Below are 20398 nucleotides of genomic sequence, written 5' to 3'. Positions count from 1 at the left end.
TACGACACTCGCGACTCGTGATCAGGCGAAGGCGCTCAAACCGGTCAATTTTTGTCCGATGACCAGCTGGTGGATCTCCGAGGTTCCCTCGTACGTGAGCACGCTCTCCAGGTTCGCCGCGTGCCGCATGATCGGGTATTCCCCGCTGATCCCGTTGCCGCCCAGGATGGTCCGGCACTGCCGGGCGATCGCGATGGCCTCCCGCACGTTGTTGAGCTTGCCGATGCTGACCTGCTCGGGGCGCAGCGCGCCGGTCTCGTCCCGGCGGCGGCCCAGGTGCAGCGCGAGCAGGAAGCCCTTCTGCAGCTCCAGGGCCATGTCGGCGAACTTCGCCTGGGTCAGCTGGAAACCGGCGATCGGCCGGCCGAACTGCTCCCGGGTGGCGGCGTAGTCGAGCGCGGTCGCGAGGCAGTCCCGGGCGGCGCCCAGCGCGCCCCAGACGATCCCGAACCGGGCCTCGGTGAGACAGGACAGCGGCGCCTTGAGCCCGTGCGCACCGGGCAGCCGGGCCGCGTCCGGTAGGCGTACGTCATCCAGGGAAATCTCGCCCGTGCTGGACGCCCGCAGCGACATCTTGCGCTTGATCTCCCGGGCGGCGAAGCCGGCGGAGTCGGTCGGCACCGCGAAACCCAGCACGCCGTCCTCGGCCCGGGCCCAGATCACCGCCACGTCCGCGACCGGCGCATTGGTGATCCACATCTTGCCACCGGAGAGCACCCAGTCATCGCCGTCCCGGCGGGCACGGGTCGACATGTTGGCCGGGTCGGAACCGTGGTCCGGCTCGGTGAGGCCGAAGCAGCCGATCAGCTCGCCCGCCGCCATGCCCGGCAGCCAGCGCTGTTTCTGCTCCTCGGAGCCGTACCGCCAGATCGCATACATGGCCAGTGAGCCCTGCACGCTGACCAGCGAGCGCACCCCGGAGTCGGCGGCCTCCAGCTCCATGCAGGCGAGGCCGTACGCGACCGCGGAGGCGCCGGCGCAGCCGTACCCGCTCAGGTGCATGCCGAGCAGACCCAGCTTGCCGAACTCGAGCGCCAGCTCACGGACCGGCACCCGGCCGTCCTCGTACCACTCCGCCACGTGCGGCCGGACCCGGTCGTCAGCCACCCGGCGGCAGAGCGCCCGGATGTCGCGCTCCTCGTCGGTCAGCAGCGTGTCGAGATCGAGCAGATCCAGCGGAGCGACCATGAATTCAACCTAACGGGTGAAGCTCAGCCTTCAGACCAATCTGGGGTGGCGGGCGGGGCGGTCGGATTGGTATCCACGACCAGGACTCTCGCGTGGATCTGGTTGCGCTGCTGCAGGGCCGCGCGCAGCGCCCGGTGCAGGCCGTCCTCCAGATAGAGGGCGCCCTGATACTCCACCACGTGCGGGAACAGGTCGCCGTAGAAGGTCGAGTCCTCGGCCAGCAGCTTGTCCAGCGCCAGCTCGCGTTTCGTGGTGATCAGGTCAGCCAGCCGGATCGGCCGGGGCGGAATCTCGGCCCAGGCCTTGAGCGTCGTGTGGTGATCGGGATACGGGGCTCCGTCCCGGACCGCTTTGAAGATCACGGCGGGTTACCCCCTTCCATAGCCCACCCTGCCCCAATGTCGTGCCGCGTGCCAGCCTAGCCGGGTGACCCTCACGGGGTCCCTGCCGACGCTGCGGGCGCGGCCCATCGGCCATGATGCACCACCTCTGCCACCGGGCGGTGCCCGCGCTTCAGGGACGGCGACCTCTTGTCGTCCGCGGTGCGGTAGCCGACCGACAGCGTGCCGATCGGGTTGAACTCGGCCGGCACCCCGAACGCGTCCTTGAAGTTCTGCACGTGGGTCGCCGGCAGGCCGAAGAAGCAGGAGCCGAGATCGGCGTCGACCGCGCTCAGGTGCATCAGCAGTGCGGCGAATCCGGTGTCGATGTCCCAGTACGGCACCGGCCAGTGCTTTTCGTCCCGGTCCGTCCAGCCTTTGTCCGGTTCGGCGTACCGGTTGAGGTACACCGACTTGTTCGCGAGGCAGACGATCAGCACCGGCGCGGTGCGCATCCGGGTGAGCCACTCGCCGCGCCACGCCGTGTCGGCCTGCGCGTCGCCCAGGTCGCCCTCGGTGGTCGACGACCAGTAGCGGTCGCGGTCGGCCGGCTCGGTGAGCACCAGGAAGCCCCAGCCCTGCGAGAAGCCCGCACTCGGCGCCCGCAGCCCGTGCCGGACGATCCGGTCGATCACCTCGGCCGGCACCGGACGGTCCGGGTCGTAGCTGCGGACCATCCGGCGGCGGCGGACCACCTCGTCGAACTCCATCAGGGCCGGATTCCCCAGGTGGCCGTCCAGCGCTCACCCGGCGACAGCACGACCAGGTCGCGCCCGGTGCGGAAGGAGTCGGGCGGGCAGGTCATCGGCTCGATCGCCACCGACCGGCGGAAGCGCTCGCCGCTCAGCGTGTCACCGGAGAAGATCTGCCAGTACTTGAACTTGTCGTCGGCCCAGACCACGACCTTCTTCGACGAGTTCGGGTCGGCGATGGACACCTCGGTGACGCCGGCCGCGTCGTGCTCGATGTCGCCGAACGTGGTGTCCAGGACCAGGTCGCCGATCCGGCGGGCCTCGGTGAAGTCGTACTCGGTGCCGGCCACCGAGACCGAGCCGATCGGCAGCAGCCGCGCGTCGGCCAGGATCCGGGTCTTGCCCGGCACGTGCAGGAGCGTGTCGTCGACCGAGACCCCCGGCAGCTGCACGTAGGGGTGGATGGAGTAGCCCCACGGCGCGTTCGACTCGCTGTTGTTCACCACCTCCTGGTGGCAGTGCAGCCCCTCGGCCGAGACCTGCCAGCGGGTGCGCAGCGTGAGCCACCACGGGTAGCCGATCTGCGGCGGCAGCTCGAACTCCAGGGTGACCGCGTCGGCGGACTGCTCCGCCAGCGTCCACCGGGACCAGTTGGCCAGGCCGTGCAGCGCGGTGTGCTTTGCCGGCTCGGTCAGCGGCAGCTGGTAGTCCTGCCCCTCGAACGTGTACCGCCCGTCCCGGATCCGGTTGGGCCAGGGCGCGAGGACCTGTCCGGCCGAGGCAGGCGCCAACTCGTCCGCATCGAATCCGTCGAGCACCGCGACACCGTCGACGGTGTAGTCGCGCAGCCCGCCGCCGACCTCCACCACGACGGCCCGGTGCCCGTCCGCCTCGATCGACCACTGAGTTCCGGATTTCGCCGGTACGACGCTTGTCATGGCCTGGACACTATCGGTTCGGATCGTCGTCAGGGTCGGCCGGCGGCCGGTAACGCAGCAGCGCGGGGAACGCAAGGGCCAGGACCAGCGCGAGTCCGGCCGCGGTAAATCCGCCGCCGGTCCACGATGTGGTCGGCCCGGCGAGTTCGGCGGTCGAACCGGCCCGCAGATCGCCCAATCGAGGCCCGCCCGCAACGACGACTATGAATACGCCCTGCAGGCGGCCTCGTAGTCGATCAGGCGCGAAGGTCTGCATCATCGACTGCCGGTAGACCGCACTCACCAGATCGGCCGCGCCGCCCACCGCGAGCAACGCCACCATCAACCACAGTTGATGGGCGAGGCCGGCCAGACCCACCGCCACGCCCCAGGCGACCACGGCGACCACCAGGGCCACGCCCTGCCGGCGTACCCGGCCGATCCAGCCCGAGGTGAGGCCGGCCAGCACCGAGCCGATCGCGATCGCCGCGAACAGCCAGCCGACCGCCGCGCCGCCGCCGAACCGGTCCGCGGCCACCTCGGGGAACAGCGCCCGGGGCATGGCGAACACCATGGCGATCAGGTCGATCGCGAAGGACAGCAGCAGCACCGGGCTGGTGGCCAGGAACCGCAGGCCGTCGGCGATGCCGCGCAGGCCCGCGCTCGGCCGGGCCCGGTCCGGGGCCACCTTGGCCGGCGGGATCGCGGGCAGCCGCCAGGTGGCCCAGAAGGAGATGCCGAACAGGGCCACGTCGACCAGGTAGGCCACGGTCACCCCGGTGCCGGTGGTGGCGACCGCGAAGATCAGGCCGGCGGCCAGCGGCCCGAGCACGCCGCCGGCCGTGGTGGTCGTGTGGGTCAGCGTGTTGGCGGACGGGACCAGCGACATCGGCACGATCCGCGGGACGATCGCCTGCCGGGTCGGCGAGCTCACCGCGAACGCGGCCGACTGCACCGCGGTCAGGGCCAGCAGCAGGTAGGCACTGCGCACCCCGGCCAGCGCCTGGGCGAGCAGCCCGGCGGTGGCCAGCCAGGCCAGCAGCGAACTGGCCAGCAGCAGCTTGCGCCGGTCCACCACGTCGGCCACCGCGCCGCCCCACAGGCCGAACACCAGCAGCGGGACCAGTCCGGCGACGCCGAGCAGGCCGACCCAGGCCGACGAATCGGTGACGTCGTACATCTGCACCGGCACGGCCACCGCGGTGAACTGGAAGCCGAAGTACGAGGCGCCGTTGCCGATCCACATCCGGCGGTAGGCCGGAACCTCCAGCGGCCGGGTGTCGATCACCCACGACCTCACGGTGCCAGCCTCACGGTGCCAGCCTCATGGGGGCCAGCCTCATGGGGCCAGCCTCTCCACCACCCAGGGCCCGTCCGGAGTGCGGCGATAGCGGAGCCGGTCGTGCAGCCGGTTGCTGCGGCCCTGCCAGAACTCCACGGTCTCGGGCAGCACCCGCAGGCCACCCCAGTGCGGCGGGGCCGGCACCGGTCCGTCGCCGAACCGGTCCACCGCCGCGGTCAGCCCGGCCTCCACCGCGGCCCGGCCGGTCAGCACCGAGGACTGCGGGCTCGCCCAGGCGCCCAGCTGCGAGCCGCGCGGCCGGGAGGCGAAGTACTCCTCGGTCTCGGCCCGGCCCACCCGCTCAACCGAACCGGCCACGAGCACCTGGCGATGCATGACAAACCAGGGAAAAACCAGGCTCGCGTACGGATTCCCGGCCAGTTCCCGGCCCTTGCGGGACTCGTAGTTGGTGAAGAACACGAAGCCGCGCTCGTCGTACTCCTTGAGCAGCACGGTGCGGGCCGAAGGCCGGCCGGCCGCGTCGGCGGTGGCCACGATCATCGCGTTCGGCTCGGGCAGCCCGAACTCGGTGGCCGCGGTGAACCAGGCCGCGAACTGACCGGTCCAGTCGGCGGCCAGATCCGTCTCGAGCAGCGCCTCGCGCTCGGTGTAGTCGCGCCGCATGCCGGCGGGCGACGGGCGTTCCCCGGTCACCGCTGCTCCCTGGTTACGTGATCTCTTAGCACCGCAAACGACCGTAAGTCGGCCCGCCGGTTCCGTCAGCCCGGTAAGGATGGTTGTCGCGGAGAGCACATCACGCCGGGTCGACCCGCCCGCAACCGGCGGGCAATATGAAACACACACAGCATTTGCCAGCAGGGAGCACCGTGTCCGATTTCAAGCCGGGCCTCGAGGGCGTCGTCGCGTTCGAGACCGAGATCGCCGAGCCTGACAAGGCAGGCGGCGCGCTGCGCTACCGCGGCGTCGACATCGAGGACCTGATCGGTCAGGTTTCGTTCGGCAACGTCTGGGGCCTGCTGGTCGACGGCCGGTTCGGGCCGGGCCTGCCGCCGGCCGAGCCGTTCCCGGTGCCGGTGCACTCCGGCGACATCCGGGTCGACGTGCAGTCGGCGGTGGCCATGCTGGCGCCGTACTGGGGCCTGTCCCAACTGCTCGACATCGAGGACGACCAGGTCCGGAGCGACCTGGCCCGGGTCTCGGTGACCGCGCTGTCGTTCGTGGCCCAGGCGGCCCGCGGGCTGGGCCTGCCGGCCGTGCCGCAGAAAGACATCGACAAGGCCGAGACGATCGTCGAGCGCTTCATGCGCCGGTGGCGGGGCGAACCCGACCCGCGGCACGTCAAGGCCGTCGACGCGTACTTCATCTCGGCCGCCGAGCACGGCCTGAACGCGTCCACCTTCACGGCCCGGATCGTGGCCTCCACCGGCGCCGACGCGGCCGCCTGCATCTCGTCCGGCATCGGCGCCCTCTCCGGCCCACTGCATGGCGGCGCCCCGTCCCGGGTGCTGCACATGATCGAGGCGGTGGAACGCAGCGGCGACGCCGAGGGCTACGTGCGCGGCGTCCTCGACCGCGGCGAGCGCCTGATGGGCTTCGGCCACCGCGTCTACCGCGCCGAAGACCCCCGCGCCCGCGTCCTCCGGCGCACCGCCCGCGAGCTGGGCGCACCCCGGTACGAGGTGGCCGAGGCCCTGGAGCGCGCCGCGCTGGCCGAGTTGCAGGCCCGCAAGCCCGACCGGGTGCTGGCCACCAACGTCGAGTTCTGGTCGGCCGTGGTGCTCGACTTCGCCGAGGTGCCGGCCCACATGTTCACCTCGATGTTCACCTGCGCCCGGGTGGCCGGCTGGAGCGCGCACATCCTGGAGCAGAAGCGCCTGGGCCGGATCGTGCGCCCCAGTGCCCGCTATGTGGGACCGGCGGTCCGCAAGCCGCAGGAGGTCGAGGGCTGGACATTGCTCGCCGAGAATGGGACTCGCGCATAATGTTTGACCGTGACTGACATCCGGATCCCCGACGAAATCAAGCCGGTCGACGCGCGCTTCGGCTCCGGCCCCAGCAAGGTCCGCCCCGAGGGCGTCGAGGCGCTGTCCGCGGTGTCACGCACCTACATGGGCACCTCACACCGCCAGAAAACGGTGAAGGACCAGGTGGCCCGCCTGCGCCGCGGCCTGGCCGAGTTCTTCGCGATGCCCGACGGGTACGAAGTGATCCTCGCCAACGGCGGCACCAGCGCCTTCTGGGAGGTGGCCACCTTCGGCCTGGTACGCGACAAGGCCCAGTTCGCCGAGTTCGGCGAGTTCGGGGCGAAGTTCGCCCAGGCCGTCACCGGCGCCCCGTTCCTGGCCACCCCCACGGTCCACCGGGCCCCCGGCGGCCAGGCCGCGTTCCTGACTGCTGAGCCCGGCGTCGACGTGTACGCCTCGGTCCACAACGAGACGTCAACGGGCGTGGCCGTACCGGTCCGCCGGGTGGAAGGCGCCGACCCGGGCGCCCTGGTCCTGACCGACGCCACCTCGGGCGGCGGCAGCCTGGACGTCGACCTGCGCGAAACAGACGTCTACTACCTGGCCCCGCAGAAGGCCCTGGGCTCCGACGGCGGCATCTGGCTGGCCCTGATGTCTCCCGCCGCCATCGAGCGAGCCTTCGAGATCAAGGGCAGCGGCCGCTACATCCCCCAGTTCCTCGACCTGGTGACCGCGATCGAGCAGTCCCGCCTCGAACAGACCTACAACACGCCGGCCCTGGCCACCGTCTTCCTGGCCGCCGAACAGCTGGACTGGATGAACGCCCAGGGCGGCCTGACCTGGGCGGTAAAGCGAAGCGCCGAGAGCGCCGCCGCGGTCTACGGCTGGGCCGACCGCTCCGCTTACGCCACCCCCTTCGTGACGGACCCGGCCCTGCGCTCAGCCGCCGTAGCGACCATCGACTTCGACGACGCGGTGAACGCCACCACGATCGCCAAAGTCCTGCGAGCCAACGACGTAGTGGACACCGAGCCCTACCGCAAACTGGGCCGCAACCAGCTGCGAATCGCCCTCTACCCCACCGTGGACCCGGCCGACGTAGCCGCCCTGACCACCTGCATCGACTACGTAGCCGAACGCCTCTAGCCCCAGCGCGCGCGGGGCCACAAACCCTGAGGGCCCCGCGCGCCGCGCCCGCCCTCATCCGCGCATCCCTCTGCGTCCGCTATCCCACCGCCGCCCCTCGGCGCGCCAGGCGCCGCCTCACTCCTCGCCCCGGTTCCCACGTTCAAGTCCGACAGCGGCGACATATCGCATTTGTCCCGGCCGGGCGTAGCCAGTAGCTGCCCTCGCTCCGCAGAGATGTGGAATTCGCGTTCGAGCAGAGCAGCAAAGCCGCAAGATCGGCAGCAGGCTGCGCAGGGGCCACGGGCGCGCACGGAGCGCCAGCTCGGAGCACCCCGGCGCGCGCGGAGCATGCGGAACAACAGGCACGCGGACCACCAGGCGCGCGGAACACGAGGCGCGGGCGCGAAGCACGGGGCGCGCCGACCGGCTCGGGAGCCGGGCGCGCGAGCTAGCCGGGATGCAGGAGGTTCGCACAGTGGGGGCACAGGTGGCGCACAGAGCCGGCGGGTTCTCTGGAGGCATCCGACGACGAAAGGTTTGTGGCGATGTCTAAGGCTCACGATCCGGAGAACGCCGCCTACGTGCGCCGCGTGCATGACAAGGGGCTTCAGTTCGACCTTCGGACGATGTCGCGACGACGGCTGCTGGCCGCCCTCGGCGGGGTGGGCGCCGTGGCCGTGCTCGCCGCCTGCGGGGATGACGCCACCAGCACGTCCGGCAGCAGCAGCCCGGCCGGCACAAGTTCGTCGAGCGGGACCCGCACCGAGGTCGCCTCGGAGACCAACGGTCCCTACCCCGCGGACGGGTCCAACGGGCCGGACGTGCGGACCATCGAGGGGATCGTCCGCAAGGACATCCGGACCTCGGTGGGTGGGGCCGGCGGGACGGCCGCGGGCGTCCCGCTGGAGTTCTCGCTGACCGTGACCGACCTCAATGGTGCGCCGCTGACCGGTGCGGCGGTCTACGCCTGGCACTGCGACCGGGACGGCAACTACTCGCTGTACTCCACCGGCGTCACCGAGGAGAACTACCTGCGCGGCATCCAGGAGACCGACAGCAGCGGCACCGCGGCCTTCACCAGCATCTTCCCGGCCTGCTACTCCGGACGGTGGCCGCACATCCACTTCGAGGTGTACTCGTCCCTCGCCAACGCCACCAGCGGTGACGGTCCGATCGTCAAGACCTCGCAGATCGCTCTGCCGGAGGATGTGTCCGATGCGGTCTACGCCACGGACGGGTACAGCCGGAGCGTCCAGAACATGAGTCAAATCACATTGGCCAGCGACAACGTGTTCGGTGAGGACGAGGCGGCTACCGAGATGGCGGCCGTCACGGGCAGCGTGACGGCGGGATACCGGGCCACCTTGAAGATCGCTGTCGATCCGTCCGACACCGAGAGCAACAGCGGTGGAGGCCCTGGTAACGGGCCGGGTGGCCCGCCTCCGACCAACTGACCGCACCCGGTGGCGCGCGGCCGGCCGGACCACCCACTCCAGCCCGGCGGTCGCGCAGCGGCCGGTGCCACCCACCCGGCTCGCGCTGCTCGGCGGGGGCGGCGCCGATGCGGTTGGTGCACGTCGCGGCGCGTACCATATCCGGGTCTTGGGGTTTGAAAGCAGTTGGATACCACACGCAGAAGAGACGGCGTGCCTCCCCCCATTAGGTGACCAAGGCGCGTACCGTGTTCCGAAACGCGCCCGGGTGGCTGACTCTCGGGAGCACAGGCCAACGCGACGGGACGGAGGCAACGCATGCGGCCGGTACGCTTCGTCGCCCTCTCCGAGGACGGTCAGGCCATGGTGCTCGCCGATGAGGTCGGCCGGCTCCTGGCTCTCCCCATCGACGACCGCATCAACAGCGCGATGTCGCACGAGACTCACGGCGCGCCCGCCGGCGCGGCCGTGGCGGTGATGGCCCCCGACGCCATGCCGTCTCTGTCCCCGCGCGACATCCAGGCTCGGATCCGGTCCGGTGAGTCCGCCGAGGACGTGGCCCGCATCGCCGGCGTGCCGGTCGACCGCGTGCTGCGCTACGCGGGTCCGGTGCTGCAGGAGCGCGCCATGCTGGCTCAGCACGCGCGGCGCACCCGGCTCAAGACGTCCGATTCGGGCGCACCGCTGGCCGAGGTGGTCGACGGACGGCTGGCGCAGCACGGCATCGACACCGAAAAGATCTCCTGGGACGCCTACCGCCGCGACGACGGCACCTGGCGCATCGTCGCCACCTGGCCGTCCGGCAAGGCGACCGCGCAGGCCATCTGGGACCTCGACAAGGGACGCCAGGTCGTCACGCCGCACGACGACATGGCGCAATACCTGTGTGCCGAGCGGCCCACCCAGATCCTCGGTCAGGACCCGGTGCCCGAGCGCGGGTTCGCCGCCGAGCGGGGCGGGCACGCTCTGCCCGGTCCGGCCCGGTCGGCCGAGCCGGCGCGCGGCGGGCACGGCCTGCCCGCGGCCGAGACACCCACGCCGCGACCCACCCGCGACCCGATCCGGGCCGGCCGGGACGCCCTGCTCGCCTCGCTCGACCGGCCGCTCACCGGCGGCCGCGGGTTCGAGTCGGCCGGGCCCGAACCGCGTCGCCCGGTGCCCGGTGGCGCCGCCGCGCTGCTCGGCGGTGGTGCGGGTTCCGCCTTCGACGACGACGCCGACCTGCCCAAGGAGGTGCCGGCCGTGCCGTCGCTCGCGGTACTGCGGCCGCGCCGCACGGCCAGCCAGACCGGCGGCCAGGGCGAGACCGACGAGGGCAAGCCGCGCAAGCGCCTCCCGAGCTGGGATGATGTCCTGTTCGGTGGCGGCCCGGCGGCCCGCGAGTCGTCCTGACGGCTTAGCGCAGCGCGAGCCCCGCCGCCTGCAACTGGCTCTCCAGCCGCATCCGCTCGAGGTCGCGATCCATGCCCTCGAGCGGTCCGAGGTGCTCGGGCAGACCGAGGCACTGGCAGGCCAGCGACAACCTCAGGTCATACGCCGACATCACCGCCGACTGCCACTTCACCGACTGCCGGTTGGGGCCGTGGTAGCGCTGGTGGCCGAGCCGGCGCAAGTCGTATGCGATCTGCTCGAAGGACGGCGCGGGCAGGTCGACAGAAACGGCAACCATGTGCCGGTCGAGCCGGCTCAGGGCACGGCCCGTCCACCAGTCCCGCAGGGCCAGCGGATCGTGACCGAGAATGGCGGCGACCACACACGGCAGAGTGAGCAGCGTCAGCAACGCCACGGTCAGCACAACAATGTGCACGATTCCCACGGTTTGACGCTAGGACGGGACCTGCGCGGAGGGAATACCCGTTCGGCCGACTCGGCCTGCCAACTCCCCGACACTTAGCGTCGCGGGGATCTCCCCGTCGGCCACCGCCACCCGCAACCGCAGGCCGGTACGCCGCTCCACCACGATCCGGTCCCCGCTGACCCGCAACTGCCACACCAGCGCCGCCAGACCGGCCACGAAGCACACCAGACCCGCGACCCAGATGCTGGACGGCACTCCGAAGTGCTCACCCCACCAGCCGATCGCCGTCGCCCCGATCGGCGTCGTGCCCAGGAAGACCAGCACGTACAGCGACATCACCCGGCCCCGGAACGCGGAGTCCACGCCCATCTGGACCCGGTGGTTGGCCGCCTGCGCCACGTAGATCGAGAAGAACCCGGTCGGCAGCAACAGCAGCGCCGCCACCGTGAAGTTGGGCGAGAACCCGACCGCGAACTCGAGGGCCGCGAACGCCAGGGTCGCGCCGATCACCAGGTAGGCGCTGGGCCGGCTGCGGCGCCCGCTGCCGGCCAGCGCCCCGCCCAGGGCGCCGACCGCGAGCGCGGTGGTGAGCAGCCCGAACGACGACGGCCCGGCCTGAAAGTCAATCTTGGCGAGGGCGGCCAGGGTGACCGGGAAGTTGAAACCGATCATGCCGACCACGGCCATCAGGCACAGCGGCAGCAGCAGGTCGTGGCGCTTGCGCACGTACCGCAGGCCGTCCAGCACCCGGGCGTCCTTGGCGCTGACCGGGGCCGACCGGTACAGGTCGCCGGTACGCATCGCCAGGTAGGCGAACACCGGTGCCACGGCCAGCACCGTCGACATCAGAAAGACCGGTCCGGTGCCGGCCACCGCGATCGCCACGCCGGCCAGCGCCGGGCCCGAGATCCGGGCGACGTTGAAGGTCGCGGCCGAGAGGGCGAGCGCGTTCGGCAGCAGGCGCAGTTGGACCAGCTCGGAGACGAACGACTGGCGGACCGGGGTCTCCACGGCGTTCGCGATGCCCAGCAGGCCGGCGAACAGGAACACGTGCCACAGCCGCACCACACCGGCCGCGACCAGCACCGCGAACACGACCGCGGTGACCGCGAAGGCGGCGTTCGCGGCGATCAGCAGCTTGCGCTTGTCGTACCGGTCGGCGAGCCGGCCGCTGTAGAGGGTGAGCAGCAGCACCGGCAGGAACTGGATCGCCGTCACCACGCCGAGCGCGCCCGGCGAGTTGTCCGAGAGCTCGAGGACCAGCCAGTCCTGGGCGGTGAACATCATCCACACGCCGACGAGCTTCACCAGTTGCCCGGTGCTGAAGAGCCGGTAGTTACGAACCGTCAAGGACCGGAATGTCTTGCCCACCACTGACCGCACGCGGTTGTGCCTCCTGTTCGGCCGTACGCGTCATCGTCGTGTGATGAAGCGCGACCGAACCGGACCGGTCAGGAGCGGGCGACCTGCTGCAAGATCGCCGCAGCCCGCCCGAGCACGTCCCGTTCCTCGGCGCTGAGCGCGGCCAACTGGGCGGCCAGCCACTCGTGACGCGCCTTCTCGAACTGCGCGTACATGGCCCGGCCCTGCTCGGTGGGCGCCAGGATGACCTGCCGTCCGTCGGTGGGGTGCGGGGTCCGGACCACCAGCCCGCGTTCCTCCAGCTTCCCGACGATCTTGGTCATCGTCGGGGGCTGGACACGTTCGACGTCGGCCAGCTCGCGGGGGGTCAGCGCGCCGGCCAGCTGGAGGCTGGTGAGGGCGGAGAGCTGGCTCGACGTGAGATCGCCGACCGCGCGGGTCTGCCGGACCCGCCGGTTGAGCCGCTGGATGGCCTCGCGCAGCAACTTGGCCAGCTCGTCTGCTGTCCCTCGCTCCGTAGCCACCGGCCACTCCATCACGATTCTTAGCCTAACTAATGAGCTTGGCTAACGACATTGTTCACGCGTATGACTGCCGTCACCGGACGACCTGGACACACCCGGTGACGGCAGTCTAGAGAGGGCCTCAGAGGATCCAGGACTCCAGGGGACCGCGAAGGAAATACAGCACGAAGAGCACCGCGACGCCGTAGAGGATCGGGTGGATCTCGCGGGCCCGGCCGGTGGTGAGCTTCAAAAGCACGTACGCGATGACCCCCGCCCCGATCCCGTTGGAGATCGAGTACGTGAACGGCATGAGCGTGATCGCGAGGAAGGCCGGCACCGCGACCGTGTAGTCGGTCCAGTCGATCTGCCGGACCGCGGTCATCATCAGGAAGCCGACCACCACGAGCGCCACCGAGGCGGCCTCGAACGGCACCACCAGCACCAGCGGCGCCAGGAACGTGGCGAGCAGGAAAAGCCCGCCGGTGACCAGGTTGGCCACCCCGGTCCGGGCACCCTCGGCGACACCCGAGGCGCTCTCGATGTATGACGTGTTGCTGGACACGCTGGCCGCGCCGCCGGCCGCCGCGGCAACCGAGTCGACCAGCAGGATCTCCCTGGTCCGCGGCGGGTTGCCGCCCTCGTCGAGCAGGTCACCCTCCTGCCCGACCGCGACCATCGTGCCCATGGTGTCGAAGAAGTCGGTGATCATCAGGGTGAAGACGAACATCACGCACACCAGCCAGCCGGCCCGCGACCACGAGTCGAGCACGTTGAACTGGCCGATCAGCGAGAAGTCCGGTGTGCTCACCACCGCGTCCGGCCAGGTCGGCACGTTCAGCGACCAGCCGTTCGGGTTCTGCACCGACGAGCCGACCCCGGCGATGGCCTCCACCACGATCGCCAGCACCGTGCTGGCCAGGATGCCGATCAGGATGGCGCCCTTCACCCTGCGGGCGAAGAGGATCAGCGTGAACAACAGGCCCACCACGAACACCAGCGACGGCCAGCTGACCAGCTTGCCGCCGGTGCCCATCTCGACCGGGACGGTGGTGCCGGCCGCGTCCGGGATCCGGTTCACGAAGCCCGCGTCGACCAGCCCGATGATCATTAGGAACAGGCCGATGCCGACCCCGATGGCGGTCTTGAGCTGGGTGGGCACCGCCGTGAAGATCAGCTGCCGGAGCCCGGTGAGCACCAGGATGGCGATCAGCACACCCTCGATCACCACCAGGCCCATCGCGTCGGCCCAGGTCATTTCAGGGGCGATCTCGTACGCGACCAGGGCGTTGACGCCCAGGCCGGCGGCCAGCGCGAGCGGGAAGCGGGCCACCACCCCCATCAGGATGGTCATCACCCCGGCGACCAGCGCGGTGCCGGCGGCCAGCGCCGCGATCGCCAGCTTTCCGCCGTCGGCATCGACGCCGTTGCCGAGGATCAGCGGGTTGAGCACCACGATGTAGGCCATCGTGAAGAACGTGGCAAAGCCACCACGGATCTCGCGCCCGAGGTTCGAACCCCGGGCCGAAATCTCGAAATATCGGTCGAAAGCGTTGCGTGTGCCCGCATCGGTGGCGGCGGTCGACATGCAGACCCTCCCAATGGTCTGACGGACTACGACGCGGGCATGTTCTCAGATGCAGTGACCAGCAGAAAGTCGAGGATGTTACCGACGCACACCATTGATCAGATGCTCGTACCCTTGACTTGATCGACACAGCCGCGGACGTACCCTGTCGAGGTGACTCAGCCGAGACCCCGCGTGGAACCGCTCGACCCGCCGATGGTCCCGTTCGCGGTGGGTGGCCTGGTCGGGTTCGCGATCGCGGCCCTGGTCGTGTGGCTCGCCGACGGGCCGCGACGCTGGCTGGAGATCTGCATCGCCGGTTTCCTGGTGGGCATACCCGGCCTGATCACGATGATCGTCCACGACCGGAACAGGCGTCGCCGCCGGGCACTCACGCACCCGGAGTTCACCGTCGACTCGGAGACGGTGCCCAAGCCCTGAACCCCTAGCTGTGGCCGTAGTCCTCGGCCGGTTCGGCCTCCTCGACCGAGCCGTGGCCGCGGCTCACCGCGACGGTCTCGACCTCACTGTCGTCGTAGACCGTGGGCAGTTCCTCGACCGGCTGCTCGGTGGTGCCCAGCAGCGCCTCGGAGTGCGCGCCGCAGCCGTGGTCGGCGCTCACCGCGCGGCCGTCGTCGGGGGCGTACAGGTTGCCGCAGACGCCGAACATCTGCCGCAGCGAGCCGGCCAGCGGGAGGTAGAAGCCGCAGGAGCCGCAGCGGGCGTTGCGCGGCGCCGCGGTCGAGATCGGCGCCTCCGGGCCGGCGTCGCCGTCGTACCAGCGCTGGGCGGTCTCCATCCGCCCCTCCTTGGACATCACCCGGGACCGGCCGAGGCCGAGCTCCCAGCTGACGTCCTCGACCGCGGCGTCGTCGCTGAGCACGTAGCCCTGCGCGAGCCGCTCGTCGTCGGGCGCGGTCGGCATGAGGTCGCCGACGCCCAGGTCGCCGGGCTGGAGGCGCTCGTTCCACGGCACCCAGCCCGGTGCCATCAGCGCGTCCGGGCCGGGCAGCAGCACCGTCTCGCACACCGTGACATGCCGGCTGCGCGGCACCCGGGTCACCGTGACGGCCCAGCGCCAGCCGCGATAACCGGCCAGGTGGCTCTCGAAGAAGTGGGTCACGACCCGGTCGCCCTCGGCGATGGCCTCGAGATGCTCGCCGATGTCGGCCGCGTCCACATCGGTGATCGCTCCCCGGGCCACTCCGACGGCATCGGCACAAACCTGGTCGAGGCGGGCGGCGCGCGTGGTGGTCCTGGTCGTCACGGATCCATTGTCCCCCACGCGATGCCCCTCGTCACAGCGACTCCCCCGAATTGCACAGTGCCAGGACAGGACGCGGGTCGACCGGATCAGTCAGGATGGGTGCCATGCCGCTGCTTCCCACTCTCGGACGCACCGTCGGCTCCGGCATCAGGGCCGCCCGTCTGCTGGTGCGCGGCTCCGTGCGCGGCGGAGCCTGGGCGACCCGGCGGGTCGGCAGCGCACGGGCCCGGGGCGCCGCCAACGAGATCGGCATGATCCGTCTCTTCGACCTGCACGCGATCTCCTGCGCCGGCGACACGCTCATCGCGATCGGGCTGGCCGGCACGATCTTCTTCAACGTCCCGCTCGGTGAGGCCCGCAGCAAGGTCGCGCTCTACCTGCTCGTCACGATGGTGCCGTTCGCGCTGCTGGCGCCGGTGGTCGGCCCGCTGCTCGACCACTTCCGGCACGGCCGGCGCTACGCGCTCGCCACCACCATGCTCGGCCGGGCCTTCCTGGCCTACGTCATCTCCGACAATTTGTTCGGCTGGGGACTCTATCCGGCGGCTTTCGGGGTGCTTGCGCTTTCCAGGGCGTACGGGGTGGCCCGCTCGGCCGCCGTGCCGAGGCTCCTGCCCGAGGGAGTCGGCCTGTCCCAGGTGGGTGCCCGCGCGAGCGTGTACGGCACGTTCGCCGGCGCCCTGGTGGCACCGGTCGGCCTGCTCGCGTTCAAGTTCGGCCCGCAGTGGCCGCTACGGGTGGCCGCGATCATCTTCGTGGCCGGCATGGTGATCTCGCTGCGCCTGCCCCCGCGCGCCGATTCCGACCCGCCCGAGGCGGTGCCGGTGCCGTGGCGGGCCATGCTGCGACTCAAGGTCGGCGACGACCGCCCGCTCTCCGGCAAGCTGGTGATCGCCACCCTGCTGGGCAGCGCCAGCCTGCGCCTGCTCTACGGCTTCCTGCTGCTCTTCCTGGCCTTCGTGATCATGGCGAACCAGCTGGACACCACGGTCCTCGGCCGGGACATCGGCCGGCAGGGCGCGGTCGGCCTCATCGGTGGCGCGCTGGCGGTCGGCACGTTCCTGTCCACCGCGGTGGGCACCCGGCTGCGCATCCGCCGCCCGCTGGCCCTGCAGTCCGCCGGCCTGACCATCACGGCCGGCGTCGCGGTGCTGTGCGCACTCTTCTACAACCTGTCCATGCTCGCCCTGCTGGCGCTGGTCACCGCCATCTTCAGCGGCATCTCCAAGCTGGCCATCGACGCGAGCATCCAGGAGCGCGTGCCCGAGCGCCTGCGGGCCAGCGCCTTCGCACACTCCGAAACGGTCCTGATGATCGCCTGGGTGGCCGGCGGCGCGATCGGCATCATCCCGCTACCCGGCCGCCTGGGCGTGGCCCTGGCCGCCCTGCTGGCCGTGGCCATGGCCGCCCGCGCCGCATGGGCCGCCGCCCGCCTCCACAATGAACGCCTGAGCGGCCGCGCCGACGGCGAAACCCCACCGGTCGTCGAGCCCACCCCCGACCCGGCCACACCCACCGACCCCTGGCCGGACGCCCCGACGGTCCCGGCCCGCAACCGCCCCCACCCACCCCCACAGCGCGGCACCACGGCCACCCAGACGCGTCCCGCCAGCTCACCCAGCCGCCGCCGCACCGAGCCGTCGAGCGGGTCCCAGGCAAGCGGAACCCAGCCGGGCACCGACCGCCGACGTCGCAAACCTGCGCCGGCAGACCGGACCCGCATCGATCCCGCCGCCGACCGCACGCGTATCGACCCCGCGGCCACGAGGCAACCGGCCGGACCAGCCGACGAGCCGGGCCGCAAGTGGCGGTTCGGCAGGCGCCGCGCGACGCCACCGGCCGATCAGACCCCACCAGCCGCCGACACCCCACCAGCACCAGCCGCACCCGAACCGACCCGCCCCGATCCGGCCCTCGCGCCGCCGGGCTTCCACGTCTACCGCCCCTCCTCCGCGGGCCGCCCGTCCGGCAACGGCGACCCGGCGGAGGAGGACGACAACTGACGCCCGATCGCGCGGCGCCCCGCCCTCGAGCGTCTGGAGGACGCCGCCTGATGCCCGATCCCCTGCTCGTGGTCACCGCGGTGGCCGCCGAGGCGGACGCCGTCCGGGCCGGCGCCGATCCCCGCCACCTCGATGCTCGCCAGATTGTGGTCGCACCGGTCGGCGTCGGGCCCGCGGCGGCCGCGGCCGGCACCGCGCGCCTGCTCGCCACCGCCCGTTACCGGGCCGTGGTCAGCGCCGGCATCGCCGGCGGCTTCGCCGGCCGGGCGCCGGTCGGCGGCACCGTCCTGGCCGCCCGCAGCATCGCCGCCGACCTGGGCGCCGAGTCGCCGGCCGGCTTCCTGGCGATCGAGGAACTGGGCTTCGGCACCAGCGTCCTCCCGGCCGATCCCGACCTGCTCACACGCCTGTCCACGGCGCTGCCCGGGGCGATCGTCGGCGACGTCCTCACCCTCGCCACTGTCACCGGTACCGCGGCCACCGCGACCGCGCTCGCCGAGCGGCACCCGGGCGCCGTGGCCGAGGCGATGGAGGGCTTCGGGGTAGCCGTCGCGGCGGCCGGGCTGCCGTTCGCCGAACTCCGGACGATCTCCAACCCGATCGGCCCGCGCGACCGCGGCTCCTGGCGGCTCAAGGAGGCCCTGGAGGCGTTGTCCACAGCTTCTGCGGCGCTGTGGAAATCTTGTGGATAACCCCACATTGTGGGATGAGAGACAGGTGGCGCGCCGGTCCGGAGGGTTCTGGCGGGGCTACCGTTTCGGACGTGGCGCTTTCACTCGCGGTATCCCCGTGCCCCAATGACACGTTCGTCTTCCACGCCCTGGTGCACGGGCTCATCCCCGGCACGCCCGAGGTCAACCTGACCTTCGCGGACGTGGACGTGACCAACACGGCGGCCGAGCGCGGCGAGTTCGACCTGGTCAAGGTGAGCTACGCGGCGCTGCCCTGGCTTCTCGACGACTACGAACTGCTGCCCACCGGCGGCGCCCTGGGCCGTGGCTGCGGCCCGCTGGTGCTGGCCCGCGACGCCGGCCAGGACGTGGCCGGCGCGACCGTGGCCGTGCCCGGCGACCGCACCACCGCCTATCTGCTGTTCCGCCTCTGGTCCGCCGACCGCGCGCCGGCCCGCGTCCAGGTCGTCCCGTTCCACGAGATCATGCCGGGCGTCGCGGCCGGCACCTGGGACGCCGGTCTGGTGATCCACGAGGCCCGCTTCACCTACCAGCAGCACGGCCTGGTCGCGCTGGCCGACCTCGGCGAGTGGTGGGAGGCCGACACCGGCCTGCCGATCCCGCTCGGCGCGATCCTGGCCAAGCGCGGCGTGGTCGATCCGGCCGAGGCCACCGAGTGGATCCGCAACTCGGTGAGCATGGCCTGGGCCAACCCGGAGGCGAGCCGCGACTTCATCCTGGCCAACGCCCAGGAGATGGATCCCGCGGTGGTGCAGCAGCACATCGCGCTGTACGTGAACGAGTTCACCCTGGAACTGGGCCGAGACGGACTCGCCGCCGCCGACGCCCTCCTGCAGCGTGCGGCGGCGGCGGGTCTGACGCCGTCGGTGAAACCGTTTAACTAGACCTGGACCTAGACCTCGAACTCCCGGGCCACCGCGTGCACGACCTGCGCGATCGTCTGCGCCGTCTTTTTGTCCGGGTAACGGCCCCGGCTCAGGCCCGGCTGCACCTGCTGCTCCAGCACCTTGATCATGTCTTCGATCATGCTGTGCAGCTGGTCGGCCGGGCGGCGGCGCAGCTCGGCCAGGGACGGCGGCGCATCGATCAGTTTGACGCCCATGGCCTGGGCGCCCTTGCGGCTGTCCACCACGCCGAACTCGACGCGCTGGCCGGTTTTCAGTTCCGCCACCCCCGCCGGTAGCGAACCCTTGGGCAGGAAAACGTCACCGCCCTCATCACTGGTGACGAATCCGAATCCCTTCGCCGCGTCGTACCACTTCACTCGACCCGTGGGCACCGCTGACCTCAACTTCACTCAATGGAAACAACCGCTCACCGCAAGGCTACTGAAGGCGCGGGCTACGGCCCAACTGCAATCTGACCCAGCAGACCCGGAAACGCGGTGAGATCCGGGAGCACGTACGCCGCGCCGGCCGCGCTCAATTCATCCGCCGAGCACGGTCCGGACGCCACCCCGATGCCGGGTACGCCTGCCATGCGCGCGGCCACCATGTCCCCGACGTGATCTCCGACATACCACCGCACCCCGTGCTCGGTCAGCGCCGCCGCCTTGCCCTCGGCGAACAGGTCACCGGCAAGTTCGTCGACGGCCAGGCCGAGGTGGTCGAGGTGTAGCCGGGCCAGCCGGCCGATTTTGGAGGTCACCACCACCGTGCGCAGACTCAGCGAGCGCACGGCCTCGAGCGCCGCCACCGCGCCGGGCATCGGCACGGTGGGTGCGATCGCGAAGTCCGGGTAGAGCGCCCGGTAGGTGGTCACCGCCTCCTCGACGTGCGCGGCCGGGAACCAGTGGGCCAGCTCGGCACGCAGCGGCGGACCGAGCCGGCTGACCGCCAGGTCGGCGTCGACGAAGACGCCGGTGCGGGCGGTCAGCGCCCGGTACGCCGCGTGGATCCCCGGCCGGGAGTCGATCAGGGTCATGTCCAGATCGAAACCGACCGCTCCACTCACGCGGGCGTGGACGGGATGTAGGTCAGGCGGTCCACCGGCAGCGGGAAGGTCTGGTCGTCCCCGAACGGCGACGGGGCGGCCGCCCGGTCGGCGAGGAGCTCGGACACCGCCAGGTGGCCCTCGGTCGAGACCGACTGAGTCTGGCGCGAGCCCGCGCCACCCCGCACGTCGGTACCCGGCAACTTGTTCTGAGCGGCCACTGGTCTCCCCTTCAGTGTTACGTCCGGTTCCGTGTGCCCCGAGCGCAC

Annotated in this window: 22 protein-coding genes; 8 read left to right on the top strand and 14 right to left on the bottom strand. The window is 71.2% G+C overall.

The genetic code is table 11. From position 1 onward, the window contains the following. Positions 1 to 21 precede the first annotated feature (21 nt). The 6 genes from Ari01nite_RS28885 to pdxH form a co-directional block, all read right to left on the bottom strand. On the bottom strand, positions 22 to 1188 hold the full coding sequence (locus Ari01nite_RS28885; RefSeq protein WP_203785351.1) for an acyl-CoA dehydrogenase family protein: 1167 nt from the start codon (positions 1186 to 1188) through the stop codon (positions 22 to 24). A gap of 23 nt (positions 1189 to 1211) precedes the next feature. Continuing rightward, positions 1212 to 1550 (bottom strand): type II toxin-antitoxin system VapB family antitoxin, encoded by a 339-nt coding sequence (locus Ari01nite_RS28880; RefSeq protein WP_203785350.1) that lies wholly within the window; start codon positions 1548 to 1550, stop codon positions 1212 to 1214. Between the two features lie 71 nt (positions 1551 to 1621). Beyond that, complete coding sequence (locus tag Ari01nite_RS28875) at positions 1622 to 2278, bottom strand: nitroreductase family protein (RefSeq protein WP_203785349.1); 657 nt, start codon at positions 2276 to 2278, stop codon at positions 1622 to 1624. Next, positions 2278 to 3198 (bottom strand): aldose 1-epimerase family protein, encoded by a 921-nt coding sequence (locus tag Ari01nite_RS28870; RefSeq protein ID WP_203785348.1) that lies wholly within the window; start codon positions 3196 to 3198, stop codon positions 2278 to 2280. The genes Ari01nite_RS28875 and Ari01nite_RS28870 overlap by 1 nt, the downstream gene beginning before the upstream one ends. Positions 3199 to 3208: 10 nt before the next feature. Next, positions 3209 to 4477, bottom strand: a complete 1269-nt coding sequence (locus Ari01nite_RS28865; protein WP_275410886.1) for an MFS transporter — start codon at positions 4475 to 4477, stop codon at positions 3209 to 3211. A gap of 39 nt (positions 4478 to 4516) precedes the next feature. Next, positions 4517 to 5173, bottom strand: a complete 657-nt coding sequence (gene pdxH, locus Ari01nite_RS28860; RefSeq protein WP_239163111.1) for a pyridoxamine 5'-phosphate oxidase — start codon at positions 5171 to 5173, stop codon at positions 4517 to 4519. A gap of 173 nt (positions 5174 to 5346) precedes the next feature. On the opposite strand from pdxH, the gene Ari01nite_RS28855 reads away from it, so the two are divergent. The 4 genes from Ari01nite_RS28855 (at position 5347) to sepH (ending at position 10397) form a co-directional block, all read left to right on the top strand. Continuing rightward, complete coding sequence (locus tag Ari01nite_RS28855; RefSeq protein WP_203785347.1) at positions 5347 to 6462, top strand: citrate synthase 2; 1116 nt, start codon at positions 5347 to 5349, stop codon at positions 6460 to 6462. 3 nt (positions 6463 to 6465) lie between these two features. Then, positions 6466 to 7590: a phosphoserine transaminase gene (gene serC, locus Ari01nite_RS28850; RefSeq protein WP_203785346.1), complete on the top strand. Its 1125-nt coding sequence runs from the start codon at positions 6466 to 6468 to the stop codon at positions 7588 to 7590. 527 nt (positions 7591 to 8117) lie between these two features. Continuing rightward, positions 8118 to 9026, top strand: a complete 909-nt coding sequence (locus Ari01nite_RS28845) for a dioxygenase family protein (protein WP_203785345.1) — start codon at positions 8118 to 8120, stop codon at positions 9024 to 9026. A 297-nt stretch (positions 9027 to 9323) separates the two neighbouring features. Continuing rightward, complete coding sequence (sepH, locus tag Ari01nite_RS28840; RefSeq protein ID WP_203785344.1) at positions 9324 to 10397, top strand: septation protein SepH; 1074 nt, start codon at positions 9324 to 9326, stop codon at positions 10395 to 10397. Positions 10398 to 10401: 4 nt separating this feature from the next. On the opposite strand, the gene Ari01nite_RS28835 is transcribed toward sepH, so the two are convergent. The 4 genes from Ari01nite_RS28835 to Ari01nite_RS28820 all read right to left on the bottom strand — a co-directional run bounded on the left by Ari01nite_RS28835 (position 10402) and on the right by Ari01nite_RS28820 (position 14256). Continuing rightward, complete coding sequence (locus Ari01nite_RS28835) at positions 10402 to 10821, bottom strand: hypothetical protein (protein ID WP_203785343.1); 420 nt, start codon at positions 10819 to 10821, stop codon at positions 10402 to 10404. 9 nt (positions 10822 to 10830) lie between these two features. Then, a complete protein-coding gene (locus tag Ari01nite_RS28830; RefSeq protein ID WP_438872240.1) occupies positions 10831 to 12153 on the bottom strand; it encodes an MFS transporter in 1323 nt (440 codons plus the stop codon). A 101-nt stretch (positions 12154 to 12254) separates the two neighbouring features. Then, positions 12255 to 12701 (bottom strand): MarR family winged helix-turn-helix transcriptional regulator, encoded by a 447-nt coding sequence (locus tag Ari01nite_RS28825; protein WP_203785435.1) that lies wholly within the window; start codon positions 12699 to 12701, stop codon positions 12255 to 12257. Positions 12702 to 12810: 109 nt separating this feature from the next. Next, positions 12811 to 14256 (bottom strand): NCS2 family permease, encoded by a 1446-nt coding sequence (locus tag Ari01nite_RS28820; RefSeq protein WP_203785341.1) that lies wholly within the window; start codon positions 14254 to 14256, stop codon positions 12811 to 12813. 195 nt (positions 14257 to 14451) lie between these two features. On the opposite strand from Ari01nite_RS28820, the gene Ari01nite_RS28815 reads away from it, so the two are divergent. Beyond that, the gene (locus tag Ari01nite_RS28815) at positions 14452 to 14676 is read left to right on the top strand and encodes a DUF2530 domain-containing protein (RefSeq protein WP_203785434.1); all 225 of its coding nucleotides are present in this window, start codon (positions 14452 to 14454) and stop codon (positions 14674 to 14676) included. Between the two features lie 4 nt (positions 14677 to 14680). On the opposite strand, the gene Ari01nite_RS28810 is transcribed toward Ari01nite_RS28815, so the two are convergent. After that, positions 14681 to 15520, bottom strand: coding sequence for a DUF3027 domain-containing protein (locus Ari01nite_RS28810; protein WP_203785340.1), 840 nt, complete (start codon positions 15518 to 15520; stop codon positions 14681 to 14683). 86 nt (positions 15521 to 15606) lie between these two features. Between Ari01nite_RS28810 and Ari01nite_RS28805 the strand changes: the two genes are divergently transcribed. The 3 genes from Ari01nite_RS28805 (at position 15607) to Ari01nite_RS28795 (ending at position 19081) form a co-directional block, all read left to right on the top strand. After that, positions 15607 to 17505, top strand: a complete 1899-nt coding sequence (locus tag Ari01nite_RS28805; RefSeq protein WP_203785339.1) for an MFS transporter — start codon at positions 15607 to 15609, stop codon at positions 17503 to 17505. 50 nt (positions 17506 to 17555) lie between these two features. Then, positions 17556 to 18197, top strand: coding sequence for a futalosine hydrolase (locus Ari01nite_RS28800; protein ID WP_203785338.1), 642 nt, complete (start codon positions 17556 to 17558; stop codon positions 18195 to 18197). 71 nt (positions 18198 to 18268) lie between these two features. Continuing rightward, positions 18269 to 19081: a 1,4-dihydroxy-6-naphtoate synthase gene (locus Ari01nite_RS28795; protein ID WP_203785337.1), complete on the top strand. Its 813-nt coding sequence runs from the start codon at positions 18269 to 18271 to the stop codon at positions 19079 to 19081. An 8-nt stretch (positions 19082 to 19089) separates the two neighbouring features. Here Ari01nite_RS28795 and Ari01nite_RS28790 read toward each other — a convergent pair whose 3' ends face one another. From Ari01nite_RS28790 to Ari01nite_RS28780, 3 genes are all read right to left on the bottom strand, one after another. After that, positions 19090 to 19476, bottom strand: coding sequence for a cold-shock protein (locus Ari01nite_RS28790; RefSeq protein WP_203785336.1), 387 nt, complete (start codon positions 19474 to 19476; stop codon positions 19090 to 19092). A 62-nt stretch (positions 19477 to 19538) separates the two neighbouring features. Beyond that, positions 19539 to 20150: an HAD family hydrolase gene (locus Ari01nite_RS28785; RefSeq protein WP_438872239.1), complete on the bottom strand. Its 612-nt coding sequence runs from the start codon at positions 20148 to 20150 to the stop codon at positions 19539 to 19541. Next, positions 20147 to 20350, bottom strand: coding sequence for a hypothetical protein (locus tag Ari01nite_RS28780; protein WP_203785334.1), 204 nt, complete (start codon positions 20348 to 20350; stop codon positions 20147 to 20149). The genes Ari01nite_RS28785 and Ari01nite_RS28780 overlap by 4 nt, the downstream gene beginning before the upstream one ends. Positions 20351 to 20398 lie beyond the last annotated feature (48 nt).

The organism is Paractinoplanes rishiriensis, assembly GCF_016862375.1.
Taxonomy (GTDB): Bacteria; Actinomycetota; Actinomycetes; order Mycobacteriales; family Micromonosporaceae; genus Actinoplanes; species Actinoplanes rishiriensis.
The sequence above is the reverse complement of the archived record's forward strand: the minus strand, read 5'-3'. Positions and strand labels throughout refer to the sequence as shown.

What these genes read in the sequence shown, in the direction of transcription:
- Ari01nite_RS28885 (WP_203785351.1), bottom strand. Translation starts at nt 1,188, where the DNA reads ATGGTCGCTCCGCTGGATCTGCTCGATCTCGACACGCTGCTGACCGAC.
- Ari01nite_RS28875 (WP_203785349.1), bottom strand. Translation starts at nt 2,278, where the DNA reads ATGGAGTTCGACGAGGTGGTCCGCCGCCGCCGGATGGTCCGCAGCTAC.
- Ari01nite_RS28870 (WP_203785348.1), bottom strand. Translation starts at nt 3,198, where the DNA reads ATGACAAGCGTCGTACCGGCGAAATCCGGAACTCAGTGGTCGATCGAG.
- Ari01nite_RS28845 (WP_203785345.1), top strand. Translation starts at nt 8,118, where the DNA reads ATGTCTAAGGCTCACGATCCGGAGAACGCCGCCTACGTGCGCCGCGTG.
- sepH (WP_203785344.1), top strand. Translation starts at nt 9,324, where the DNA reads ATGCGGCCGGTACGCTTCGTCGCCCTCTCCGAGGACGGTCAGGCCATG.
- Ari01nite_RS28825 (WP_203785435.1), bottom strand. Translation starts at nt 12,701, where the DNA reads ATGGAGTGGCCGGTGGCTACGGAGCGAGGGACAGCAGACGAGCTGGCC.
- Ari01nite_RS28820 (WP_203785341.1), bottom strand. Translation starts at nt 14,256, where the DNA reads ATGTCGACCGCCGCCACCGATGCGGGCACACGCAACGCTTTCGACCGA.
- Ari01nite_RS28815 (WP_203785434.1), top strand. Translation starts at nt 14,452, where the DNA reads ATGGTCCCGTTCGCGGTGGGTGGCCTGGTCGGGTTCGCGATCGCGGCC.
- Ari01nite_RS28805 (WP_203785339.1), top strand. Translation starts at nt 15,607, where the DNA reads ATGCCGCTGCTTCCCACTCTCGGACGCACCGTCGGCTCCGGCATCAGG.
- Ari01nite_RS28800 (WP_203785338.1), top strand. Translation starts at nt 17,556, where the DNA reads ATGCCCGATCCCCTGCTCGTGGTCACCGCGGTGGCCGCCGAGGCGGAC.